This is a genomic window from Uliginosibacterium paludis (assembly GCF_039631355.1).
Taxonomy (GTDB): domain Bacteria; phylum Pseudomonadota; class Gammaproteobacteria; order Burkholderiales; family Rhodocyclaceae; genus Uliginosibacterium; species Uliginosibacterium paludis.
In genome coordinates, this window is sequence record NZ_JBDIVF010000001.1 from 131706 (window position 1) to 154351 (window position 22646).

At 65.3% G+C, this 22646-nt stretch carries 22 protein-coding genes; 19 read left to right on the top strand and 3 right to left on the bottom strand.

What is annotated here, in order from left to right; translation table 11 throughout:
- Positions 1-25: 25 nt before the first annotated feature.
- From ABDB87_RS00615 to ABDB87_RS00695, 17 genes are all read left to right on the top strand, one after another.
- Positions 26-1276 (top strand): M48 family metallopeptidase, encoded by a 1251-nt coding sequence (locus ABDB87_RS00615; RefSeq protein WP_345923132.1) that lies wholly within the window; start codon positions 26-28, stop codon positions 1274-1276.
- Positions 1273-2184, top strand: coding sequence for a ribosome small subunit-dependent GTPase A (rsgA, locus tag ABDB87_RS00620; RefSeq protein WP_345923134.1), 912 nt, complete (start codon positions 1273-1275; stop codon positions 2182-2184). The genes ABDB87_RS00615 and rsgA overlap by 4 nt, the downstream gene beginning before the upstream one ends.
- A 265-nt stretch (positions 2185-2449) precedes the next feature.
- Positions 2450-3940, top strand: a complete 1491-nt coding sequence (locus ABDB87_RS00625; protein ID WP_345923135.1) for a sensor histidine kinase — start codon at positions 2450-2452, stop codon at positions 3938-3940.
- Positions 3909-4334 (top strand): response regulator, encoded by a 426-nt coding sequence (locus tag ABDB87_RS00630; RefSeq protein WP_345923136.1) that lies wholly within the window; start codon positions 3909-3911, stop codon positions 4332-4334. Before ABDB87_RS00625 ends, ABDB87_RS00630 begins: the two co-directional genes overlap by 32 nt.
- 40 nt (positions 4335-4374) lie before the next feature.
- Positions 4375-6081: a putative bifunctional diguanylate cyclase/phosphodiesterase gene (locus tag ABDB87_RS00635; RefSeq protein WP_345923138.1), complete on the top strand. Its 1707-nt coding sequence runs from the start codon at positions 4375-4377 to the stop codon at positions 6079-6081.
- Positions 6082-6116: 35 nt separating this feature from the next.
- Positions 6117-7019 (top strand): 5'-nucleotidase, encoded by a 903-nt coding sequence (locus tag ABDB87_RS00640; protein ID WP_345923140.1) that lies wholly within the window; start codon positions 6117-6119, stop codon positions 7017-7019.
- A 132-nt stretch (positions 7020-7151) separates the two neighbouring features.
- Positions 7152-7943, top strand: coding sequence for a BPSS1780 family membrane protein (locus ABDB87_RS00645; protein ID WP_345923142.1), 792 nt, complete (start codon positions 7152-7154; stop codon positions 7941-7943).
- Positions 7944-7977: 34 nt separating this feature from the next.
- Positions 7978-8664, top strand: a complete 687-nt coding sequence (locus tag ABDB87_RS00650; protein WP_345923143.1) for an RDD family protein — start codon at positions 7978-7980, stop codon at positions 8662-8664.
- A complete protein-coding gene (locus tag ABDB87_RS00655; RefSeq protein ID WP_345923144.1) occupies positions 8661-9647 on the top strand; it encodes a stage II sporulation protein M in 987 nt (328 codons plus the stop codon). The genes ABDB87_RS00650 and ABDB87_RS00655 overlap by 4 nt, the downstream gene beginning before the upstream one ends.
- Positions 9637-11160, top strand: coding sequence for a DUF4129 domain-containing protein (locus tag ABDB87_RS00660; protein WP_345923147.1), 1524 nt, complete (start codon positions 9637-9639; stop codon positions 11158-11160). The genes ABDB87_RS00655 and ABDB87_RS00660 overlap by 11 nt, the downstream gene beginning before the upstream one ends.
- Positions 11157-12416 (top strand): DUF4350 domain-containing protein, encoded by a 1260-nt coding sequence (locus ABDB87_RS00665; RefSeq protein ID WP_345923149.1) that lies wholly within the window; start codon positions 11157-11159, stop codon positions 12414-12416. The genes ABDB87_RS00660 and ABDB87_RS00665 overlap by 4 nt, the downstream gene beginning before the upstream one ends.
- Complete coding sequence (locus ABDB87_RS00670; RefSeq protein ID WP_345923151.1) at positions 12413-13384, top strand: AAA family ATPase; 972 nt, start codon at positions 12413-12415, stop codon at positions 13382-13384. Before ABDB87_RS00665 ends, ABDB87_RS00670 begins: the two co-directional genes overlap by 4 nt.
- A 16-nt stretch (positions 13385-13400) precedes the next feature.
- Entirely contained in the window at positions 13401-14777 is a 1377-nt protein-coding gene (locus ABDB87_RS00675) for a DUF58 domain-containing protein (RefSeq protein WP_345923154.1), read from the top strand.
- Positions 14778-14826: 49 nt separating this feature from the next.
- Positions 14827-15429 carry a hypothetical protein gene (locus tag ABDB87_RS00680; RefSeq protein WP_345923155.1) on the top strand — a complete coding sequence of 201 codons (603 nt, stop codon included), beginning with the start codon at positions 14827-14829 and terminating at the stop codon, positions 15427-15429.
- Complete coding sequence (locus ABDB87_RS00685; protein WP_345923157.1) at positions 15426-16136, top strand: S1 family peptidase; 711 nt, start codon at positions 15426-15428, stop codon at positions 16134-16136. Before ABDB87_RS00680 ends, ABDB87_RS00685 begins: the two co-directional genes overlap by 4 nt.
- A gap of 194 nt (positions 16137-16330) precedes the next feature.
- Positions 16331-16945 (top strand): hypothetical protein, encoded by a 615-nt coding sequence (locus tag ABDB87_RS00690; protein WP_345923159.1) that lies wholly within the window; start codon positions 16331-16333, stop codon positions 16943-16945.
- On the top strand, positions 16945-17619 hold the full coding sequence (locus tag ABDB87_RS00695) for a S1C family serine protease (protein ID WP_345923160.1): 675 nt from the start codon (positions 16945-16947) through the stop codon (positions 17617-17619). Before ABDB87_RS00690 ends, ABDB87_RS00695 begins: the two co-directional genes overlap by 1 nt.
- A gap of 69 nt (positions 17620-17688) precedes the next feature.
- Here ABDB87_RS00695 and ABDB87_RS00700 read toward each other — a convergent pair whose 3' ends face one another.
- The 3 genes from ABDB87_RS00700 to ABDB87_RS00710 all read right to left on the bottom strand — a co-directional run bounded on the left by ABDB87_RS00700 (position 17689) and on the right by ABDB87_RS00710 (position 20946).
- Positions 17689-18618, bottom strand: coding sequence for an amino acid ABC transporter substrate-binding protein (locus ABDB87_RS00700; protein WP_345923163.1), 930 nt, complete (start codon positions 18616-18618; stop codon positions 17689-17691).
- A 130-nt stretch (positions 18619-18748) separates the two neighbouring features.
- Positions 18749-19831, bottom strand: a complete 1083-nt coding sequence (locus ABDB87_RS00705; RefSeq protein WP_345923165.1) for an alpha/beta hydrolase family protein — start codon at positions 19829-19831, stop codon at positions 18749-18751.
- Positions 19832-19836: 5 nt separating this feature from the next.
- Positions 19837-20946, bottom strand: coding sequence for an AIR synthase-related protein (locus ABDB87_RS00710; protein ID WP_345923167.1), 1110 nt, complete (start codon positions 20944-20946; stop codon positions 19837-19839).
- A 237-nt stretch (positions 20947-21183) separates the two neighbouring features.
- Here ABDB87_RS00710 and hda point away from each other — a divergent pair, with 237 nt between their 5' ends.
- On the top strand, positions 21184-21870 hold the full coding sequence (gene hda / locus ABDB87_RS00715) for a DnaA regulatory inactivator Hda (protein WP_345923168.1): 687 nt from the start codon (positions 21184-21186) through the stop codon (positions 21868-21870).
- Between the two features lie 57 nt (positions 21871-21927).
- Positions 21928-22638, top strand: a complete 711-nt coding sequence (locus ABDB87_RS00720) for a histidinol-phosphatase (RefSeq protein WP_345924651.1) — start codon at positions 21928-21930, stop codon at positions 22636-22638.
- The last annotated feature ends 8 nt before the right edge of the window (positions 22639-22646 follow it).

The window sequence follows — 22646 nt, forward strand, 5'->3', positions numbered from 1 at the left end:
CACTTTCCCGTCGCAGACCTCCCGGATGACACACCTCACGATGACCGCCCTGTTTCTTTCCGCGCTGCTGCTGTCCAGTGGCATCCGGCTGTGGCTGAGCCTGCGCCAGGCGGCACATGTACGTGGACACCGGGACGCGGTGCCGGTGGAGTTCGCAGGCGGGATCGATCTGGCCTCACACCAGAAGGCGGCGGATTACACGCTCGCAAAGGGACGTCATGGCCGCTTCGATCTGGCCTGGGGCCTTGTCTGGGTGCTGTTGCTGACCCTGGGAGGCGGTCTGCAGCTGATGCATGACACCGTGTCGACCGTGTTCGATCCGACCGGACTCTGGCACGGTATCGCACTCTTCGGCCTGCTGTCGGTCAGCGGCTTTCTGTGGGAGCTGCCCGGCTCGCTCTATTACACCTTCTCGCTCGAGGCGCGTTTCGGATTCAACAAGACGACCGCCGCGCTCTTTCTGAGCGACCTCGCGAAAAGCACCCTGATCTCGGTGCTGATCGGAGCGCCACTGCTGTGGTGTGTGCTCTGGCTCATGCGCAGCATGGGGGCCCACTGGTGGATCTGGACCTGGGGCGTGCTGATCGCTTTCAATCTGGCCGCGATGGTCATCTACCCCGTCTTCATTGCGCCACTCTTCAACAAGTTCGAACCGCTCAAGGACGAAGCCCTGGCCGCCCGGGTTACCCAGCTGCTGAGCCGCTGCGGATTTCGCGCCAAGGGGCTGTTCGTGATGGACGGCTCCCGCCGGAGCGGGCACGGCAACGCCTATTTCACCGGCTTCGGCGCTGCCAAGCGCATCGTCTTCTATGACACGCTGCTCGAAACACTCAATCCGGACGAGGTCGAAGCGGTACTGGCCCATGAGCTGGGACATTTCAAGCATCGCCATATCGTTCAGCGCGTGGCAGTGTTTGCGCTGCTCTCCTTCATCCTGTTCGCCTTGCTGGGCTGGCTGGGTCAGCAGGACGCGTTCTTCAACGGCCTTGGCGTCAGCAGTCGCAGCGAAGCACTCACCCTGATCCTGTTCTCGCTGCTGCTCGCGCCCTTCACCTTCCCGCTCACGCCACTGATGAGCTACTGGTCACGCAAGCATGAGTTCGAGGCAGACGCCTATGCGGTAGCCCACGCCCGCGCCGACGACCTCGTATCGGCACTCGTGAAGCTCTACCGCGACAACGCTTCCACGCTGACGCCCGACCCCCTGCATTCGCTGTTCTACGATTCGCATCCGCCCGCCGCCATCCGCATCGCTCACCTGAAAGCCGCGGCATGAGCGCCCGGCTGATCGGCAGGGTGGTCGCCGCCTTCGGGCGCCAATATGCCGTGCGCCTGGACGATGGCCGCGAACTGCTCTGTGTACCGCGCGCAAAGAAAAGCGAAGTGGCCTGCGGAGACCTGGTCGAGCTCGCGCTGACCAGCGCCGACCAGGGCGTGATCGAGAAGATCGGCGAGCGGACCAGCCTGTTCTACCGGGCGGATCAGTGGAAAGAGAAACTTATCGCCGCCAACGTGACCCAGGTCGTGGTGGTTGTCGCCACTGAGCCGGGCTTTTCGGACGAACTGGTAACCCGTTGCCTGGTGGCGGCCGACGCCCAGGACATCCCGGCGCTGATCCTCCTCAACAAATGCGACATCCCGGCAGGCCTCGACAGGGCACGCAGCCAGCTCGAAGTCTTCACTCGGGCAGGGCATGAAGTGCTCGAGCTCTCGGCAAAAGGCGATGTGGGCACCTTGCGGGCGCGACTGGGCGGGCACATCAGCCTGCTGGTCGGGCAATCCGGCATGGGCAAATCCACGCTGACCAATGCCCTGATCCCCGAAGCGGACGCCCGCACGCGCGAGATTTCGGTGGTGCTGGATTCCGGCAAGCACACCACGACCCATGCCCGCCTCTATCCCCTGCCCGCCGCGGAGAATGAAAGCGGCGCGCTGATCGACAGCCCCGGCCTGCAGAGTTTTGGTCTGGCGCACCTCGGCCGCAACGAGATCGAATGCGGCTTCCCTGAAATCCGTGATCTGCTGGGCAGTTGCCGTTTCCGGGATTGCGGCCATATCCGCGAACCCGATTGCGCGATACGCCAGGCGCGCGAAACCGGCCACTTTGACGAGCGCCGTTACGCAACCCTGCTCCAGCTGCTCGACGAGCATGAAGTAGCCCGCAAACACCGGTTGGAGCACTGAACCCGGTGCCGCGGCGGCTGACCCTGCTGCGGGAAATGGCTTTACCGACTTACGGGAAAATCACTGCGTCTCATTCCCTGAAGGCGGAGCGACACCGGCTTCAGCCTGTACCTTGAGCAGCAAGCGTCGCGACAGCGCGGGCTCCCTCCAGCCTGCCGGCGGCGCCATCGCGCCCGTCTCAAGGCCCGGCAGTGCCATCCGTTAGCGAACGGATGAACCATTTCCGGCTTTCCCGACGGTTCAGTCTTGTGCAGGAGGAGTCGCCATGGGAGAAGTGCAAGCGCCTGCCACGCTCGACAGCGTGGCCCTGCGCACGCTCATCGACGCGATTCCGGCCGGCGCGCTCGTCATCGATGAATGCGGCGTGATCCGCGCCGTGAATGAAGAACTCGGCCGCCTGCTCCAGTACGACACGGCAAGCCTGGTTGATTCATCGCTCGACCACCTCCTGCCCGAGCGGCTGCGCCCGCAGCATGCGCTGCTCATCGCCCGCTTCATGAAAGCCCCTGCACGCCGCACGATGGGCGCCGGCCAGGCGCTCTTCGCGCGGCGCGCGGATGGCTCGGAAATTCCGATCGAGATCGGACTCAATCCGCTCAATACGCCGGACGGCCTGCGGGTGCTGGCAACCCTGGTCGACGTCAGCGCAGCGCGCAAGGCGGACCTCCTGTTTCGCCAGATGGTCGACAGCGCCCCCTACGGCATCCTGATCATGAACAGCCGCGGCCGGATCATGCTCGTCAATCGGCATCTTCCGGTCATGTTCGGCTATGACAAGGCGGCGCTCGAAGGCCAGTCGATCGAGATGCTGCTGCCGGAGCGCTATCGCAGCGCGCACATCGCGCTTCGCGCGGCCTATGAAAGCTCGCCTGAAATCCGCAGGATGGGTCCGGGACGAGACCTGACCGCACAGCACCGGGACGGAAGCGAGTTCCCCGTCGAGATCGGTCTGAGCCCCATCGAGATCGAGGGCGAAGCCTGCACGCTGGCGGCGGTGATCGACATCACCGAGCGCAAGAAAATGGAGCTGGACCTTCGCCGGGTCAACACGAATCTCGAGGAGTTCACCTACGTCGCCTCGCATGACCTGCGCTCCCCGCTGCGCGGCATCGGCGATTTGCTCAATTGGGTCCAGGAAGATCTCGGCGAAGGCGTCTCGGCCGACGTGCTGCGCAACTTCGAGCGCATCACGCTCCGCGTGCGCCGCATGGAGCAGCTGATCGACAACCTGCTGGCCTATGCGCGGGCCGGGCGGAATACCGGCGAAACCAGCCTGATCGACCTGCCCTCGATGCTGGACCGGATCGAAGAGCTCAGCAGCCTTCCGCCCGGTTTCAGTCTCACGCGCCAGATCAGCGCCAGCCGCTTCACCGGCAGCCTGACGCCGCTGGAAACGGTGCTGCGGAATCTGATCGGCAACGCCATCAAGCATCACGACCAGCCAAGCGGGCACATCGAAGTCCGCGCCGAAAACGATGGCAGTTTCTGCCACATCACGGTCTGCGACGATGGTCCGGGCATTCCGGCCCAGGCACACGAACGCATTTTCAAACTGTTCCAGACCCTCAACAACGCCGCGGACGGTGGCACCGGCATCGGACTTGCCGTGTCCCGGCGGATGACGGAAAGCCATGGCGGCCGCCTCAGCGTCACCGCCAACACCGGCCGGCGCGGCGTGACTTTCCACGTCTGGTGGCCCCGATTCCTTCGCAAGGACGTCAGCGATGCAAACCCGAATCAATGTCCTGCTGGTTGATGACGACGATGTCGCGCGCGAAGCGGTGATCCGCAGCTTCGCGCGCAACGATCTGCCCATAGACACGGTCTGCGCCGAAGACGGCTCGGAAGCGCTCGACATCCTCAGCAGCCGGCATCCCACCCGCAGCATCCGCAAACCCTTGATCGTGCTGCTGGACCTCAACATGCCGCGCATGAACGGCTTCGAGTTTCTCGAGAACCTGCGCAGCGACGAGCAGCTGCGGGACACCGTAGTCTTCGTGCTCAGCACCTCGGACTCGGACAAGGACCGCAGCCGCGCCTACCACGAGAACATTGCAGGCTATCTGGTGAAATCCGCCGCCGGTCCACAGTTCAGACATCTGATCAAACTGATGGACGCCTACCACCAGTCGGTGTGCCTGCCGATCTGAACGCATCGCGAGGTTCGCCATGGGAAGCCCGGAATCCGGATTGCACCTGCTGATCGTCGATGATGACGACGTTGATCGCGAGCGGGTCCGCCGCATGCTGCTCAGCAGTGATCCGACCATGCATGTCGCGGAGGCCAGCGGCCCGGCCGACACCATGGATCTGCTGCGACGCCAACCCTTCGACTGCATGATCGTGGACTATCGCCTGGGCCACCTCACTGGCCTGGAGTTGCTCGACCAGGTGAGAGCCGTCGTCCCCCGCTTCTGCGCCACCATCATGGTGACCGGCCTGGGTGACGAAGAAATCGCGGGGGCCGCAGTGCGCGCCGGCATCAGCGACTATCTCACCAAGGGCCAGCTCGACAATGGTCGCCTGATGCAGTCGGTAACGGGCGCCATGCATCGCGCCGCGCTCGAAAAGCGCCTGCATGACATGGCCTACTACGACGCGCTGACCACCCTCGCCAGCCGCACCCTGCTCGTCGACCGGCTGCAGCAGGTGATCAATCGCTACACGCGGGAGTCGCTCGTCTCCGCGCTGGCCTACATCGATCTCGACAACTTCAAGCCGATCAACGACACCTGGGGTCATGCCGCCGGAGACAAGGTGCTCATCCGCGTGGCCGAGCGGCTGACCCACGCCCTGCGTGTCACCGACACGGCCGCCCGCCTCGGCGGTGATGAGTTCGCCCTGCTGCTGACCGACATGCACGACCTGGTCTCCTGCGAGATCATGCTCGGCCGCATCAGCCGGATCCTGTGCGAACCCATCACGCTCGAGGTTGATGCAGGCAGCGTGAGCGTCAGCGTGACGGCCAGCATCGGCGTCGCGCTGATCCAGGACAGTCAGACCACGGCCGATACCGTCATCCGCCATGCGGACCACATGATGTACAAGGTCAAGAATTCGGGTCGCAAGGGCATCCTGTTTTTCGATCCGCAGGCGGAGAGCAGCCTGCTCAGCATCCATCACCAGCTTGACGAAGTGTCGCGCGCGCTCGAGCGGGACGAATTCGAGCTCTACTACCAGCCGCAGATCAACCTCTTGAGTGGCGACGTCATCGGCGTCGAAGCCCTGATCCGCTGGCATCACCCGGAGCGCGGCCTGCTGGCCCCCGAAAGTTTCTGGCAGGCGCTGCACAGCGAGAAGTTCAGCCGCGTTCTCGGCAAGTGGGTCATCGAACAGGCGCTGGACCGGATCGAAGCCTGGCGCGTGGAGGGGCTCCGGCTCACCGTCGGCGTCAACATCTCGGTGCATCATCTGCTGCATCCGGATTTCTGCGCCGACCTGCGCACCGCACTGCAAAGCCATCCGCATATTCCGCCGGCCTGCCTCGATCTCGAGATCCTCGAAACCGCCGCCATCGACGACATGAACCGCGCCGTCGACACCCTGCGCGAATGCAAGGCGCTGGGGCTCACCATCGCGCTCGATGACTTCGGCACCGGCTACTCTTCGCTCACGCACCTCAAGCGCCTGCCGGCCGACCGGCTCAAGATCGACAAGAGCTTTGTCATCAACATGCTCACCGACCCCGACGATCAGGCCATCGTGGTGGCTGTAACCAGCCTCGCGCAAGCCTTTCAGCGCAAGGTCATCGCAGAGGGCGTCGAATCCGCCGAGCACATCCGCCGCCTGGTGGACATCGGCTGTCTGCTCGGTCAGGGTTACGGCATCGCCCGACCGATGCCCGCCGGCGAAATCCTGGCCTGGATCGAGCAGCGCAGGCACAATCCTCCGATCTGAACCCCCGGCTGCCGGGCGTCTCCCGGCCACACCGCATGCCCTTCGATCTCACCGACAAGCTTGTCATCGGCATTTCCTCGCGCGCCCTGTTCGACCTCGAAACCGAAAACGCGATCTACGAACAGCAGGGCGTGGAGCGCTACCGGCAATGGCAACTCGAGCACGAAGACGCCCCGCTCGGATTCGGCACCGCCGGACCGCTCGTCAAGGCCCTGCTGGGGCTTAACGCACTGTCTCCCGGCAGACAGCTGGTGGAGGTCGTCCTGATGTCGCGCAACTCGCCGGACACCGGCCTGCGAGTGTTCAACAGCATCGAGCATCACGGCCTGCCGATCACCCGCGCGGCATTCTCCGGCGGCAAACCGATCGCGTCCTACCTGCACGCGTTCAAGGTGGACCTGTTCCTCTCCCGCTCGGAGGAAGACGTCCAGGCCGGCATCAATGCCGGCATTGCAGCAGCCCGGCTCTATGCGCCGCCTGCCAACCCCTGTCATGCGCAGGACCAGATCCGCATTGCCTTCGACGGAGACGCCGTGCTCTTCTCGCATGAGTCCGAAGCCATCTACAAGGCGCAAGGGCTCGCTGCCTTCGAAGCACACGAGCGCGCCCACCGGCTGGAAGCCATGCAGGAAGGGCCGTTCGCCCGTCTGCTCAAGCTGCTTGCCGCGCTGCAGAAACAATTCCCCGCCGAGCGCTGCCCGGTACGCATCGCCATCGTGACCGCACGCTCCAGCCCGGCGCATGCGCGCGTCGTGCACACCCTGCGCAACTGGGATGTGAGCGTCGACGAAGCCTTCTTCCTCGGGGGCGTCAGCAAGCATGAAGTGCTTGCGGCTTTCGGCGCGCACATCTTCTTCGACGACCAGACGGTTCATCTGGATACGGCGGCCCCGCTGGTCGCGAGCGGCCATGTGCCGTGGCGCCAGAACACCCCCTGAGCCGCAAACCCGCGCCTTCAGGCAAAGTATGGTTGCGTCATGACATGCAGATCAGTCATGCTGCGACATGCCCGGCAAGCCATCCAACAACAGCCGGACCAACGACAACGCAAGACCCGGGAGCACGCACTGATGAGCAGCACGGAACACAATCCCTACACGCCGCCAGCGGCCGTCATCGAAGACGAGCGGATCGCCACCGAAAACAGCAGCTTCATCCCCGGCGGTCGTCGTGTACCGGCAGGCAATGGGCTGGGCTGGCTGGCCACGGGCTGGCGCTTCTTCACCCAGAGCGCGCTCAACTGGATCGCCCTGAGCCTGGTGTTCGGCGTCCTCTGGTTCGTGCTGTCGATCATTCCGGGCGTGAATTTCCTGGCAGGGATCATCTTCCCGGTCTTCACCGGCGGCATCATGATTGCCTGCGAAAACCAGCGTCAGACCGGAAGCCTCGCCATCGGTGATCTCTTCGCCGGGTTCCGGGAAAAACTCGGCCCGCTGGCCCTGGTCGGACTCATCTCGATCGGCCTGTCCTTCGCGACGATGATTCCGCTGCTGCTGCTCTTCGGTCTGAGCTTTTTCGGGGTCATCTTCGGTGCTTCGGCCTTGCCCTCACTCGGCGCTTTCTCGATCGGCGGCATCGTGCTGGCGGTCGTGCTGATGCTGGTCATCGGATGCGTGCTGTGGTCGGTGCTGTGGTTTGCACCCGCCCTGATCTGCCTGCAGAACCTGGCTCCGATGGAAGCAATGAAAGCGAGCTTCTGGGGGTGCTGGCGCAATCCGCTGGCCGGCCTCCTATATGGTCTGGGCGCGCTGTTCCTGCTCATCATCGGCGCCATACCGCTGCTGCTGGGTCTTCTGGTCGTCATGCCGATGCTGTCCGCCTCGGTCTACGCAGGCTATCGCGACATCTATTTCGAAGAGTGATTTCCGGCCCCTGCGCTGACAGGGGCCTGCCTTCATGCTCGACACCCTCCGTCACGTCACCACGCCCGAACTGATCGAACTCCAGTTGCGCCCGGCCGGCCTGCTGCCACGCGGGCTCGCCTGGTGCATCGATTTCGTCATCCGGGCCGCGCTGCTGATCGCGCTCGGCACCTTCCTCAGCAATCTGGGCAGGGCGGGCAGTGGTCTGTGGCTGCTGGGCTACTTCCTGATCGACTGGTTCTATCCGGTCTTCTTCGAAGTCTGGCGTGGCGGCGCCACACCGGGCAAGAAAACGCTGGGGCTGATCGTCGTTCATGACAATGGCACACCGGTCGGCTGGAGTGCCTCGCTCGCGCGCAACCTGCTGCGTACGGCTGACCTGCTGCCCTTCGCCTACGGCTGCGGCATCGTCTCCATGCTGCTGCATCGCGAGTTCCGCCGCATCGGCGACATCGTGGCCGGCACGCTGGTGGTCTATCGCGAGAAACCCGTGTTGCGCGCGCATCCGGCGCATGAAGCAGTGCTGACACCGCACATGCCGCTTGACCGGGCGACGCAACGCGCCTTGCTGGCCTTCGCGGAGCGGGCACCTGCCCTCACGCCAGCCCGGCAGGAAGAGCTGGCAGCGCTCCTGCCCCATCTTGCCAGGGCCCCTAGCGGCCCTCAGGGTGCGGCACGCCTGCTCGGCCTCGCCAACCACGTGGCGGGAAGACAGGCATGAAACAGGAAGGATTCGAGCGCCTGCACGCGGCAGAATGGGACGTGTTCGAAGCCTGGCTCGATTACCGGGCCCTGCCCAAGCGGCAGCGCGACGCACGCCACGCGCCTTTCCCGTCGCAAGAGTTGCCGCAACGCTACCGGCATCTGTGCCAGCAACTCGCGCTGGCCCGCGACCGGGAATACGGCCTCTCGCTGGTCGAACGCCTGCACGCGCTCGCCCAGCGCGGCCACGATCATCTCTACGGGCTGCAAGGGGGCGTTGGCCGCAAGGTCTGGCGCTATGTCACAGGGGGCTTCGCGCGCGATGTGCGCGCCCATCGCGGCTGGGTACTGGCGTCCTTCCTGCTGCTCTTCGGTCCGCAATTGCTGATGATGCTGGCGGTGCATCTGAAACCCGATCTCGCGCATCTGGTTCTCGACCCGCAGCAGCTTGCGCACTACGAGCAGATGTACAGCAGCGACGCACAGCATCTGGGCCGTGTGGCCCGCGACGCCTCGACCGATTTCAACATGTTCGGCTTCTATATCTTCAACAACGTCAGCATCGCCTTTCGCTGCTTTGCCGGCGGCATCAGCGCCGGACTGCTGACGGTCTTCGCGCTGGTCAGCAACGGCCTGCATTTCGGGGTGGTGGAAATGCGTCTGATCCAGGCCGGGCTGGGAGAGAACTTCCATTCATTCGTCATCGGCCACAGCGGTTTCGAGCTGGGCGCGATCATCCTGTCCGGTGCGGCCGGGCTGCGCCTGGGCTTCACGCTGCTCGCACCCGGCCAGCTCGGGCGAGGCGTGGCGCTTGCCCACGCAGCGCACGAGCTCATCGGCATGGTCTGCGGACTGGCCGTCATGCTGGTAATCGCCGCCCTGATCGAAGCCTTCTGGTCGCCGCTGCGCCTGGCCTTTCCGATCAAGATCGGCGTGGGCGGCGTTCTCATCCTGGTACCGCTGATGTATTTCCTGCTTGCAGGGAGGCGCCATGGATCTTGAGCGCCTGTCGATCGCCCTGCGCCCGCGCAACAGTTGGGAAGCCATCGACCTGGGCGTGCGCTTCGCGCTGAGCCGGGCGCGTCCGCTTTATGCCGCTTGGTTTGCCGTCACGCTGCCGGTGATGCTGCTGCTGAGTCTCGTTTTCGGCGGGTGGCTGGGCGAACTCAGCTGGGTCAGCCTCATCATGTGGTGGCTCAAGCCCGCCTTTGACCGCATTGCCCTGCATGTGCTGAGCCGTGAAGTGTTCGGCGAGCAGCCCGCCTTGCGCGAGGTGCTGCATGCCCTGCCCGGCCTGTTGCGCAGCACCCGACTCCTGGCGGCTCTCACCTGGGGACGTTTCAGTCTCGCGCGCAGCCTGCAGCTGCCTGTCGACCAGCTCGAGGGTCTGCGCGGCAAGGCCGGGCGCGAACGCAAACGCCTGCTTGCGCGGCGCGTCGGCAGCGCGGCCAACTGGCTGACGCTGGTCTGGCTGCATCTCGAAACGATCCTGTGGATCGGCCTGGCCGGCCTGCTGTTCCTGATCGTGCCGGACGACAGCCTGCCGGATTTGCGCACGCTCTGGCAGCTCTTCACCAACGCGCCGGCATGGTTTTCGATTCTGCTGTACTGGCCCCTGCTGCTCTGCAGCCTGCTGCTCGAACCCCTCTATGTGGCCGGCGGTTTCGCGCTCTATCTCAAACGTCGCACCGATCTGGAGGCCTGGGATGTGGAGCTGCAGTTCCGCCAGCTCGCGCGGCAGCACAGCCTGCGCCAGGGGCTGGCCGCACTGGTGCTCGGCAGCATGCTGTGGCTGGGCAGCGCCCTCACGCCCACGCCTGCACTCGCAGCAGACAGCGCCCAGCTGCGGGAGCAGCAGATTGCCGCCGCGGCCCGCCGGGTCGAAGCCGTCATGCAGGATCCTTCGCTGGGGCAGGAGGAAACCGTGCGCAGCCTGCGCTGGCGCAAGGACGATCAGCCGGACCCGAAGCGACGCTTCAGCTTGCCCGACTGGCTGGGCGATCTGCTGCGAAGCATCGAGCACGGTCTGGCCAGTGTGGGCAAGCTTGTCGCACTGCTCGGGCGGGTCGGCGGCTGGCTGCTGATCCTGACCGCGATCGGTCTGCTGGCCTGGCTCGCCCTGCGCTTCGAATGGTTCAGCGCACGCACCGGGCGCACGGCGCCACCTGCCGAACTGGCAGGATTCGACATCCGCCCCGAATCGCTGCCGGACGACCTGGCGGCATCCGCTCTCGCCCTGCTCGCGGCGGGAGACACGCGCGCAGCACTGAGCCTGCTGTTCCGGGGCAGCCTGTCGCGCCTGGCCCACCAGCGCCAGGTCGTCTTCGGCCGTGGTGACACCGAAGGCGACTGCCTCGAACGCACCCTGCGGCAAGCGCCGGCGCTCGCCCCCTATCTCGCCCGTCTGCTCGGTTGCTGGCAGCGCCTGGCCTATGCGCACCAGTCGGTCGCCAGTCAGGAAGTCGAAACCCTGTGCCATGACTGGCGCAGGACCTTCGAAGGCGGGCGCGCATGAATCGTCGCTGGCTCAAGTGGCTGCTGATCCTGCTCGTCATCGCGGCGGGCCTGGGCTATGTCGTCCGCCATCTCGAATGGCATGAGGAGCAGATTCGCGGCAAGGCCTCGGCCGAAGCCCTGGCCAATCCCTGGCATGCAGGGCGCCTGCTGCTCGAAGCCAGCGGCATCCAGACGAAATACGTCCGTCGCGCCCATGAGCTCAACGACCTGCCGGACAGGCAGACGCTCATGCTCACCGGACTGGAGCGCCTGGCTGACCCCGAAGTGCGCGAACCCTTGCTGCACTGGCTCCAAGCAGGTGGGCATCTGGTGATCCCCCTGCGTCTTGAGGATCAGGGGCAGGCACTGCTCGACACGCTGGGTCTGGAGATTCGCGGCCAGCTTCCAGGCGGCAGCAACTTTCTCTCGGAAGGCAACAGCCCGGTACGCCGGCTGCAGGTCGAACAGGCCGGGCACGACGCGATCCTGCCCGGTGCGGTCGTGTTCGACACCAGCCTGCCTGCCGACAGGCTGATCTGGAAAACCACCCTCCGCGGCCATTTCAAGGACGACGATGACGACACCTTCCATCCGGTCGAGGATGCGTCGCGGCAAGGCCAGGATCCGGAAGACCACCTCCAGGAGGCAGACAGCAATGAAGACCTCCTGCTCTTCGCCCGATTCCGTTACGGCAAGGGTTTTGTCACCACCGGCGGCTTTGAACCCTTCGACAACGATCATCTGGACTTCCACGATGATGCGGCGCTCTTCCTGCGCCTGATGACGCTGCCGGACGGCCCGCGCACGGTCACGATGATCACGCTCACTCCGTATGACGGGCTGTGGCGCTGGCTGCTCGAGCATGCGCCGGAGGCGCTGTTCATCGCTGCCCTGATGCTTGCCGCGTGGCTGCGCCGGCAGATGCCCCGCTTCGGCCCACTGCTGCCCGAGCCCCTGCCGAGCCGCCCCGGCCTGCGCGAACACCTTGCGGCAAGCGGTCAGTACCTGCTGCGTGAAGGCTGCCATGAAGCCCTGCTTGCACCCTTGCGCGAGAGCGTTGCCCAGCAACTGGATGCGCTGGCACATCGCCATCCCGAGCTCGAAAGCCGCGAGCGCCTCGGCGAGCATGTATCCGGCATAGCGGCCGCCGAGATCCGGCGGGCCCTCACCGCCGCACCGGACAGCCCCCATGAATTCCTGCGCCACGCGCGCACCCTTGCCACCCTTCGCCAGCGCTGCCGCCAGCTGGCCCGTCCCTCCGGAGTCCATCCATGAGCCTGCCCACCACGCCCCAGCAAGCCACCGAACTCGCCGGCGCCCTTCGCCAGGCGCTGGGCCGCGTCTTTGTCGGCCAGCAGTCCGTTGTCGAACACACGCTCTGTGCGCTGATCGCAGGCGGACACATCCTGCTTGAAGGCGTGCCGGGTCTCGGCAAGACGCTCCTGGTCAAGGCGCTCGCACGAAGCTTCGGCGGCCAGTTCTCGCGGATCCAGTTCACCCCCGATCTCATGCCCGCCGACGTCACCGGCCACACGCTTTTCGACACCCGGACCAGCCAGTTCGTGATCCGTCGTGGCCCGGTTTTCGCCAATCTTGTGCTGGCCGACGAAATCAACCGGGCGCCAGCCAAGACCCAGGCCGCACTGCTCGAAGTGATGCAGGAAGCGCAGGTCACCATCGAGGGCAAGACCCTGCCGCTGCCGCCGCCCTTCCTGGTACTCGCCACGCAGAACCCGATCGAGCAGGAAGGCACCTACGCGCTGCCCGAAGCCCAGCTCGACCGTTTCCTGCTCAAGGTCTTGATCGACTATCCGAGCCTCGACGAAGAGCGCGCACTGGTCGCGGCTTCCTGTGCCGGCCGCACCGGTGACAAGCTCGACGTGGAAGCCGTGCAGCAGGTCGCCACGCCCGAGCACCTGATCGCGCTGCAACAGATCGCCGCCAGCCTGCAGATCGACGCCAGCGTGCTCGACTATGCCGTCCGCATCGTGCGCAACACGCGCGAATGGAATGGCATCGCGATCGGTGCCGGCCCGCGCGGCGCCATCGCACTTGTGCGGGCCGCACGGGCTTCCGCGCTGCTGGCAGGCCGCGATTTCGTCACCCCCGACGATGTCAAACGCATGGCACTGCCCGCCCTGCGTCACCGCATCAGCCTGGTCCCCGAAGCTGAAATCGAAGGGCTCTCCGTCGACCAGGTGCTCGGCACGCTGCTCTCGCGAACCGACGCGCCCCGCAGCTGAAGCCTCCGCACAGCCGATGCTGATTCCGTCCCGCACCCTTCTCGCCGCACTGGCCGCCTGGCTGGCGCTGTCGATCGCCAGCCTGTTCCTGCCGACACTGAGCGCGCTGGATACGTTTGCCGGCCTGCTCCTGCTGCTCTGGGCTGCCGTCGATGGCTTGCGCGCCAGCATCGAAGCGCCGCCGGCCGCCCAGCGCGTCATCCAGAGCACGCTGCCGGTCGGGGAATGGAGCACGGTAGAGCTGCGCCTGCACTGGCCGGCACGCGTGCCGGGCGCCGTGAAGATCTTCGATCTGCATCCGCCGGCCTTTGCCCAGCAGGGCTTGCCCGCGGCTGTCGACACGCGCGGGCAGAATGCACAGGCACTGCGCTATCGCCTGCGACCGCTCGCACGCGGTGACCACGCTTTCGGCCGCATCCAGCTGCGCCAGCGCTCAGCCTGGGGCGCGTGGGAACGCCAGCTCGAGGCGGGTCAGACACAGGACGTTCGCGTGTTCCCGAACTTCGCGCCGCTGGCGCGCCATGCGCTGCGCGCGGTGGATTACCGCAATGCGCGCTTCGGTCTGCAGCAGCGCCGCCGCCGTGGCCAGGGCATGGACTTCTCCCAGCTCCGCGAGTATCGCGAGGGAGACTCCATGCGCCAGATCGACTGGAAAGCCACCACGCGCATGGGCAAGATGATTTCCCGGGAATACCAGGATGAGCGCGATCAGCGCATTTTCCTGCTGGTGGACTGCGGCCGGCGCATGGGCGCCCGGGATCAGGAGCCGGCCGCGGCGGGCGACGCCGCCAGGGGGAGCGCGCGTAGCGCTGCGCCAACGCCGGAGCAGGCCGGGCTCTCGCATTTCGACCATGCGCTGGATGCGGTGCTGATGCTGGGCTATGTCGCGCTCTCTCACGGGGATCGTGTCGGTCTGATGACCCTGGGCGGCCCCGAGCGCTACCTGCCGGCGCAGCATTCGCCCGCTACGGTGAGCCGTCTGCTGCAGGAAACCTATGACCTGCAGCCCACGCTGCAGGTCAGTGACTTCGAGCATGCGGCGCGCGCCCTGCTGCTGCGCGAACGCAAGCGGGCGCTGGTGGTGCTGATGACCAACCTTCGCGACGAGGACGACCAGAACCTCCTCAGCGCCGTCCGCCTGCTCGGCCGGCGCCATCTCGTGCTGGTCGCCAGCCTGCGCGAATCGGTACTCGATGCCAGCTGCGAGGAATCCATCCGTCATGCAGAGGATGCCGCCCGCGTGGCAGCCGCCATCGACTACGCGCGCCGGCGCGAAGCCACGCTGCGACGCCTGCAGGCCGAGGGTGTGCTGTGTCTGGATGTCAGTCCCGACCAGCTCGCCATCGAAACGGTGAATCGCTATCTGGCGGTGAAAGCCGCTCACAGGCTCTGAGCTCACCCGACCGCGTCCCGAACAGGATCAGACTTCTCCGGAACAGATCATGAAACCCATCGCGCCCTTGTTGATCGCCCTTGCCCTGCTGCTGAGCGCAGGCTGCGCGCCCACTCCCGTCAAGGTGCCCGACTATGTCGCCCCGCCCGAAGGCCCGGCCAGCGCGAAAATCCAGGTGCGCTCGCCGGCACTCGCAGGCAACGGATTCCTGCATGTATTCGACGATGGTGCGCTGTGCACCGGGCCTCATCAGCTCGCCAGTTCGGCGACCGCGACAAAGGCCTTCAACGCGAGCAGCCGGCTGAAAGCGGGAGAGCCCTCGACCCTGCTCTTTCATTACCGGAACGTGGCCAAGAAGCACTGCCGCGTCGCCATGACCTTCGTGCCTGAAGCCGGACGAAACTATCTCGCGACAGCCTTCGCGAACGAGGCCACCTCCTGCGGCTTCATCCTGTTCGACATCACCGACCCGACAGAGCTCAAACCGGTCAAGCGGCGTGCACTGCGTACCCTCATCCCGGCGAAGGACCAGGGCGCCTATTGCAGGAAGGCTGACCTCGAAGCCGAGTTCGCCAAGGCAGCGCGGCCCAACCGCAGCAACATGAAGATGAGTGACCTCGCCGACATCCTCCCGCCCGAGCCCGCAAAATGAAGAAACCCGATCTGTCAGCCTGCCTCTTCTTCGCGCTCTGCTGCGGCGTGGCCACGTCCGCCTCGGCACTCGAAACGGAACAGCTCTTCCGCAAGATCGAGCCCAGCGTCTGGCTGGTCCGCTCTGCCGACAAGGGCGGCGTGCCGCTTGCCGCGGGCTCTGCCGTCGTCATTGCCGCGCGCCGGCTGGTGACCAACTGTCATGTCCTGAAACAGGCCGCGTCCGTGCTGGTGATCAAGGGCAAGAACAGCTTCGCCGCCCGCCTCGATCAGGTCGACCTTGAGCGGGATCTCTGCCTGCTGGCGGTCGACGACGAGAAGTTCAGCGCGCCGGCCGTCCGGTACAACGCAGGTACGCTCCCGGTCATCGGCCAGCACATCGTCACCATCGGCAATCCGGCTGCGCTGGAGATGTCGCTGACAGACGGACTGATCTCACGCCTTCAGTATGACGATGACAAGCAGCTCGACGCCATCCAGTTCTCCGCGCCGATCTCGCTCGGTTCCAGCGGCGGCGGGCTTTTCGACACCGACGGCTACCTGCTCGGCATCACCCAGCGTCAGGCCGTGGGCATTGGCGTGCAGAACCTCAACTTCGCCCTGCCTGTCGCCTGGCTGGACGAGCTCAAGGCCCGCAGCGATCAGCAGCTCGCCGAGCACTATTCCACCCGGCGGACCGCCGCTCAGGGCAACGCAGCAAAGCAGTGAAGCCTGGCCTGCGGCGCTGTCAGCAGGGCCACTCGGCCTGAGCGGCATCGCGCCGGAAGGAATATGCACCTGATCCGGCGCAGCGGACCCGGAGCATCCTGTGAAATCCGTGAAGTCAGCTATAAGCAATCGTCATGATGCTTCTCCCTATAATCCGGCGACAGGAAAACTCATGACTTCACGATACAAGGCCGATGAAACACACCAGAACGCTCCTGCTCCTGTCCTTGCTCGCCATGACAGGCTGCGCCAGCACACGTGACGTAAGACCCTACAACGCGCCCACCGGCTCGAATACGGCCGGACTGCAGATCCGCTCCGAACAGATCTCCGGCTATGTCTTCCTCAACCTCTTCGACAACGCGGAGGCCTGCCGCTACCCGCATGAGCTCACCGGCATCAAGGATGTGATGCAGGGCAAGAAAATCAATGCCAGCACCACGCTGCGCGGCGACCAGCCCGAAACCCTGTGGCTCAACACCTTCACCATCGATCAGCAGCTGACCTGCCGGATCATGATCACCTTCGAGCCGAAGTCGAAGCACAACTATCTGGCAACGATCCACAACGAACGCGAAGCTTGCCAGCTCGGGCTCCTCGACATTACGGATCCGGTGGATCCGGTGCCGGTCAAGAAGCAGTTCTACCGGGCGATTCGTTCGGTCGTCGACATCACCGGCTCTCATTGCCGGCCGGCAGATCTCCAGGCGGAACTCGCGAAGGCCGAGAATGCGACACACAGTGCGACATCGCTCGATGACCTTCGCGCCCTGCTGCCCAGGCCGGCCAGAGCGGGAGAAGAAAAGTGATGCGCGCAGCCCTCTTCGGCACGCTTCTGCTGTGCCTGCCTGGCGTGGTCAGCGCCGCGAGCTCCGAACAGCTGTTTCCGAAAATCGCGCCCAGTGTCTGGCTCCTGCGTACCGCAGACCAGGCCGGGGTACCGGTCGGATCGGCCTCTGCCGTCGTCACCGCGCCGCGCGAGCTGATCACCAATTGTCACGCACTGGCGCGGGCAACGACTGTCGTCCTGGTCAAGGGCAAGCAGCGTTTCGCGGCACGGCTTGAAGCCGCAGACGTGGAGCGCGATCTGTGCCTGCTGGCCGTGGATGACAGCAGCTTCAACGCTCCCGCGATCGACATTGCCGACTCCGACAGGCTCACTGTTGGCCAACGGGTATTCACCGTCGGCAATCCGGCCGCGCTCGAAATCACGCTGGCAGACGGACTGCTCTCGCGTCTGGTTGAGGACAAGCAGAACGTGCTGGAGGCTATCCAGACCTCGGCGCCCATCTCTCCCGGCTCCAGCGGTGGTGGCCTGTTTGACGACACTGGCCGGCTGATCGGCATCACCAGCTCCACCTACTGGCCGGGTGTTGCGCAGAATCTCAACTTCGCGATCCCGGTGAACTGGCTCAAAGAGGTTCGCGCACGCAGCGCGAAGCAGCTCGCCGAATACTATTCATCGAGCAGCAGCAAACGCTGAACCCGCCTCACCTGCAAAAAGGGCCGGCTCACTGCAGCCGGCCCTTACGTTTGCTCACCCGCGCCTGTGTCAGAGCTGATACCCGAGCCCCAGCGCAGCGGCCTGGCTGCGACAGGGGCGCCTGAAGCATTCGGAGAGCATCAGCGGGACCGGCATGTTGAGCGTATCGGTCTTGAACCAGCGGTCGTAGATGGGCTTGATATCGCCCGAGGCGTAGAGATTCGCGAGGGTCTTGTCGACCACGGCCCGGAAAGCCTCGTCATCCTTGCGCAACATCAGCGTCATCGGCTCGATCGACATCGGTTTCGCGCTGATCACGTACTGGTCCGGCCGGGTGCTCTGGATACGCATGCCCTCGAGCAGGATGTCGAGCTGGGCCACGGCGACGACGGCACCGCTTTCCAGCGCCTTCATCGCTTCCTGGTTACGAGGGAAGACGACCAGCTTCATCGACTTGAGTGTGCCTTCATGCAGCTGGATGAAAAGTTTCTCGGCCGTGGTGCCCTTCACGATGCCGACCGGCTGCTGGTCAAGCTGCATGTAGTCGTTCAGCCCCGCACTCTTCTTGCTCATGAAGCGCGTGCCGGAGATGAAGTGGGCGTAGGAAAAATCGACGTCCTTCGCGCGGGTCTGGGTATTCACGGTCGTGCCGCACTCGATGTCGGCCTCGCCGTTCTTGACCTTGAGCAGCCGGTCCGCGGCGGTCACGACCACATACTGAACCCGCATGTCGGGCAGCTTGAGCTCCTTGCGGAGTTGGTCGGCCACCTTTTCACAGAGTTCGATCGAGTAGCCGGAAGCCACACCCTGGCGATAGCCCGCGAACGGCAGGTTGTCTTCACGCACACCCACCTTCAGCACCTTGCTGCTGCGGATCTTGTCCAGCGTTCCCGCCGGAGCATCGGCCGCCATGGCGGCATGGCCCAGGCAGATCGAGAGCACAGCACCGATGCACGTCATCGTCCGTATGGCGAAAATATTGCGTACTGCGAAATTCATCTCTGCCGCTCCAAAGTCCCGGTTGTTGTGTGGTGTGTATTGTTTTTATGTACAACCAAGATCGCCGATGCACCGACGACTGACAAGCGCTATCCGTCAGACGGCGCACCGGGTGATGGCAGGCAGGGGTCTAATCGCGCCCGTGCGCACGCGACCGGATCCAGCCGGCAACCCGCTCGAGCGCTGCCGGCGCGAAGCTTTCCTCGATCTGCGCGTATTCGGAAACTGCGCCGGTCTGTGCGCTCTGGAAGAGATGGTTGAGCCCGTTCAGGGTTTCAAGGCTCACGTCGGGATTGCCTGCCCGGCCGAGTGCCGAGCCGATGGCGGCCAGATTGTCGGCCGCGCGAACCTGCAGATCGCGGCTGCCATTGAGCGCTAGGACCGGGCAGCGTACCCGGCTCAGAAAAACGGCCGGATCGGTCGCCAGGAAATAGCGGTACCAGGGCGAAGCCAGAGTGGCCACTCTCGCACGTGCAGCCTCCTGAGAGAGGGCGGGCACGGCCTTGCGAAGCTCGGTGGCGAGTCGCGTGGTCAGTGCTTCGGGGTCTTCCTCGCCCTGCATGGCCAGCGCGAGCAGGCGATCCTGCAGATCCACCATGGCGGCCAGCGCCGGGCCGCTGCTGCCGCCCACGCGGGCCATGTCCTCGACCTGGTTAGAGAGGATGCGCGCGCCGCTCAGCCCGGGCCCTGCGAGCATCACGACGAAAGCCACCTGATTCGCCGGCTCTGCGGCCAGCATCGCGGCAATCAGGCCGCCCTCGCTGTGCCCGATGACGCCGACCCGCGCGGGGTCGATCCCTTCGGCCGCGCGCAGGTGCGCCAGGCTGGCCCGTGCATCGCGGGCGAAATCCTCGCTCGTGGCGTGCAGGACGTCACCGGTCGAGCCACCGGTACCGCGATCATCCACCCGCAGGCTGGCAATGCCATGGCGTGCCAGAAAATCGGCCAGCACGAGAAAGGGCTTGTGCCCGAAAAGTGTTTCGTCCCGGTCCTGCTGGCCGGAGCCGGTCACCAGCAGCACTGCCGGGAAAGGCCCCTTGCCTTCGGGCAGCACGAGCGTGCCGGTCAGATGCACGCCCGGATCAGTCGGGCTGTCGTAGGCCAGTTCCTGCGCCTGCCAGGGAAAAGGCGCTTGCGGAGTCTGGGGCCGCAGGGCTGCGGCCCCGGCCACGCCCTGCATGAGCAGCATCAGCAGCAGGACCAGGCCGCGCACGATGCTCAGGCTCTCAGATGCAGTTCGTCGGCCGCGTAGGTCAGATCGAGCGGCTCGATCACCACCTGCTTCGGGCCGGCTTCGACGCGGCCGGCAACCCAGGCCTTCACCCCGAGACTGCGGGCAATGCGCGCCACCTCTTCGGCCTGTTCCGCCGCGACATAGAATGCGAAACCGGCGCCCATGTTGAGGCTGCCATAGGCTTCGCGATCATCGATGCCGGCATGCTCCTGCATGAAGGCCAGCACAGGCGGCACATCCGGCAGGGTGTGAATGCGGTAGGTGAATGAGCCCGGGTGACGCATGATCTTGCGCCAGCCGTGGCCGGTGATGTTGGCCGAGTAATGCGGCACGATGCCGGCGGCAAACAGCGCTTCGGTGACCGGCACATAGAGCGTGGTCGGATCCAGCAGGGCTTCGCCGTAGAGGCGGCCATCCGACAATTTCGAGGCATAGCCTTCCGGCAGGCGCTCGACCAGCTTGCGCGCCAGGCTCACGCCGTTGGCGTGGATGCCGGAGGACGCGAGCAGCACGATGGCGTCGCCATCCTGCATCCTGTCGCCCAGGGTCAGGCGATCGCGCGAGGGGATGATGCCGACGCTTGACGCGGCCAGATCAATGCGGCCGGCTTCGACCACACCGGCCAGCGCCGGAGTTTCACCGCCGCCCCAGCTCACCTTGCACACGTCGCAGGCCTTCTGCCAGCCGGTGACGAGATCGACCATGCGCTGCTCGTCGGCAAACCACTCGCTGCCACCGGCGGACCAGTAGGCATGAATCGAAAGCGGCGTGGCACCCACGGTGATGAGATCATTCACCGCCATGGCAATGGTGTCCTGCGCGATCGAGTCGTAATGCGTCTTGCCGGTGATCGGGCGCACGGCGTCAGCCACCAGCGCCTTGGTGCCCAGGCATTCGGTGATCGAAGCGATCAGCACGCCGCCGATATCCATCACATAGGCCGACTCGCCGCGCGACCCCGGAATTTCCGATACCCCGTGCGAAGGAAGATTGCCGGCCGTGGCCGAAGCAGCTTTCTGGGCAAGGATCTTGAGCGGATCAATCTTGCTGTAATCCACGCCTGCAGCGGTGTAATCGAGAGGGGTCTGGGCCATGAGGAGGAACTCGGTCATTCGGGAAAGGCAGGCATTTTACCCGCTCGCGCGCTTCCCTGCCCCGCTGCCTGAAGAATCGTGTGTGGCGCGCCAGCCCCGCGCGAGCCACGTCCCGGGCCTGCCCGGCTGCGCGGCTTTTGGAGATCCACTGCCCGCCCGGTAAAATCGCGCCCTCGCCCTTCTGCCGGAACGCCCGATGCACCGATCCTCCTGTCACGCCGCTCCCTCGCCCGCGTCATGCAGCAACTGACGCTGGACGTGCGCCCGCGCGTGCCGCGGACCCTGGAGAACTTCGTCGCCGGCGACAACGAGGCCCTGCTCCAGGCGCTGCGCCGGCAGATCGCTGCGCATGACGGCTCCTGGCTCTATCTCTGGGGAGAAGGCGGCTCCGGCCGCAGTCATCTGCTGGCGGCCGCCGTCACGGCAGCCGCGGCCGCAGGGCGCCCGGCACGCCTGCTGGCCGCGCGGGAAGCGGGCTCGCTGGAGATCGCCCCGGACGAACTCGTGGCGCTGGACGACGTCGATCAGCTGGACGAAGCCGGCCAGGCCCTGCTCTTCCGTGCCCTGATCCGCGCCCGCGAAACCCGCGGCACCCTGATCCTGGCCGGCAACGCGCCGCCCCGGCAACTGCACTTGCGTGAAGACGTGCGCACGCGCATCGGGCAGGCACTGATTTTCGAGATCCGCCCGCTCGATGACGATGCCAAGGGCGCGCTGCTGATCCAGCATGCGATGGCGCGCGGCATCCTGCTCGACGCCGACATCGTCGAATACCTGCTGCGGCACGGCCGTCGTGATGCACGCTGGCTCATGGGCGTGCTCGACGCACTCGACGACGCTTCGTTCATCCAGGCCCGCCCGGTCACACTGCCGCTGTTGCGCGAAGTGCTGCGCGAAGACTTCGAACCTGAACTACCTTTCTGAGGCTCGCGCCGCCCGCGCCAGCTCGATCCGAATCCCTCATCCTCCCGAAAAAACATGATGAATCTCGCACTCTTCGATCTCGACAACACGCTGCTCGACGGCGATTCCGACCACGCCTGGGGCCAGTTCCTGTGCGACCAGGGGGTCGTCGATGCCGGAGAATACAAGGCTCGCAACGACGAGTTCTACGCGCACTACAAGGCCGGCACCCTGGACATCAACGCCTTCCTCGACTTCGTGCTCGCACCGCTCGCCACCCGCTCGCGCGAAGAGCTGCGCGAACTCCATGACCGTTTCATGAACGATGTGGTGTTCAACATGGTCAATCCGCTCGGCCAGGCTCTGGTGCGCTGGCACGTCGAACAGGGCGATCTGTGCGCGATCGTCACGGCCACCAATGCCTTCGTGACCGAACCGATCGTGCGCTACCACTTTCATGTGCCGCACCTGATCGCCACCGTACCCGCCATCGAGAATGGCCGCTTCACCGGCAAGGCCCGCGGCACGCCGTCCTTCCGCGAAGGCAAGATCGAACGGGTGAGTGCCTGGCTGGAATCGATGGCGATGGACTTTTCCAGCTTCGAGAAGACCTGGTTCTACAGCGACTCGGCCAACGACATTCCGCTGCTGGAAAAGGTAAACAGCCCGGTGGCCGTCGACCCCTGCGTGGCCCTGCGCCTGCGCGCGGAAACGGTAGGCTGGCCGATCATCAGCCTGCGCGACCGCGATGAGGACGGCGCCGGCAGCGGCATCATCCTCCAGGCCTGATCCCGGGC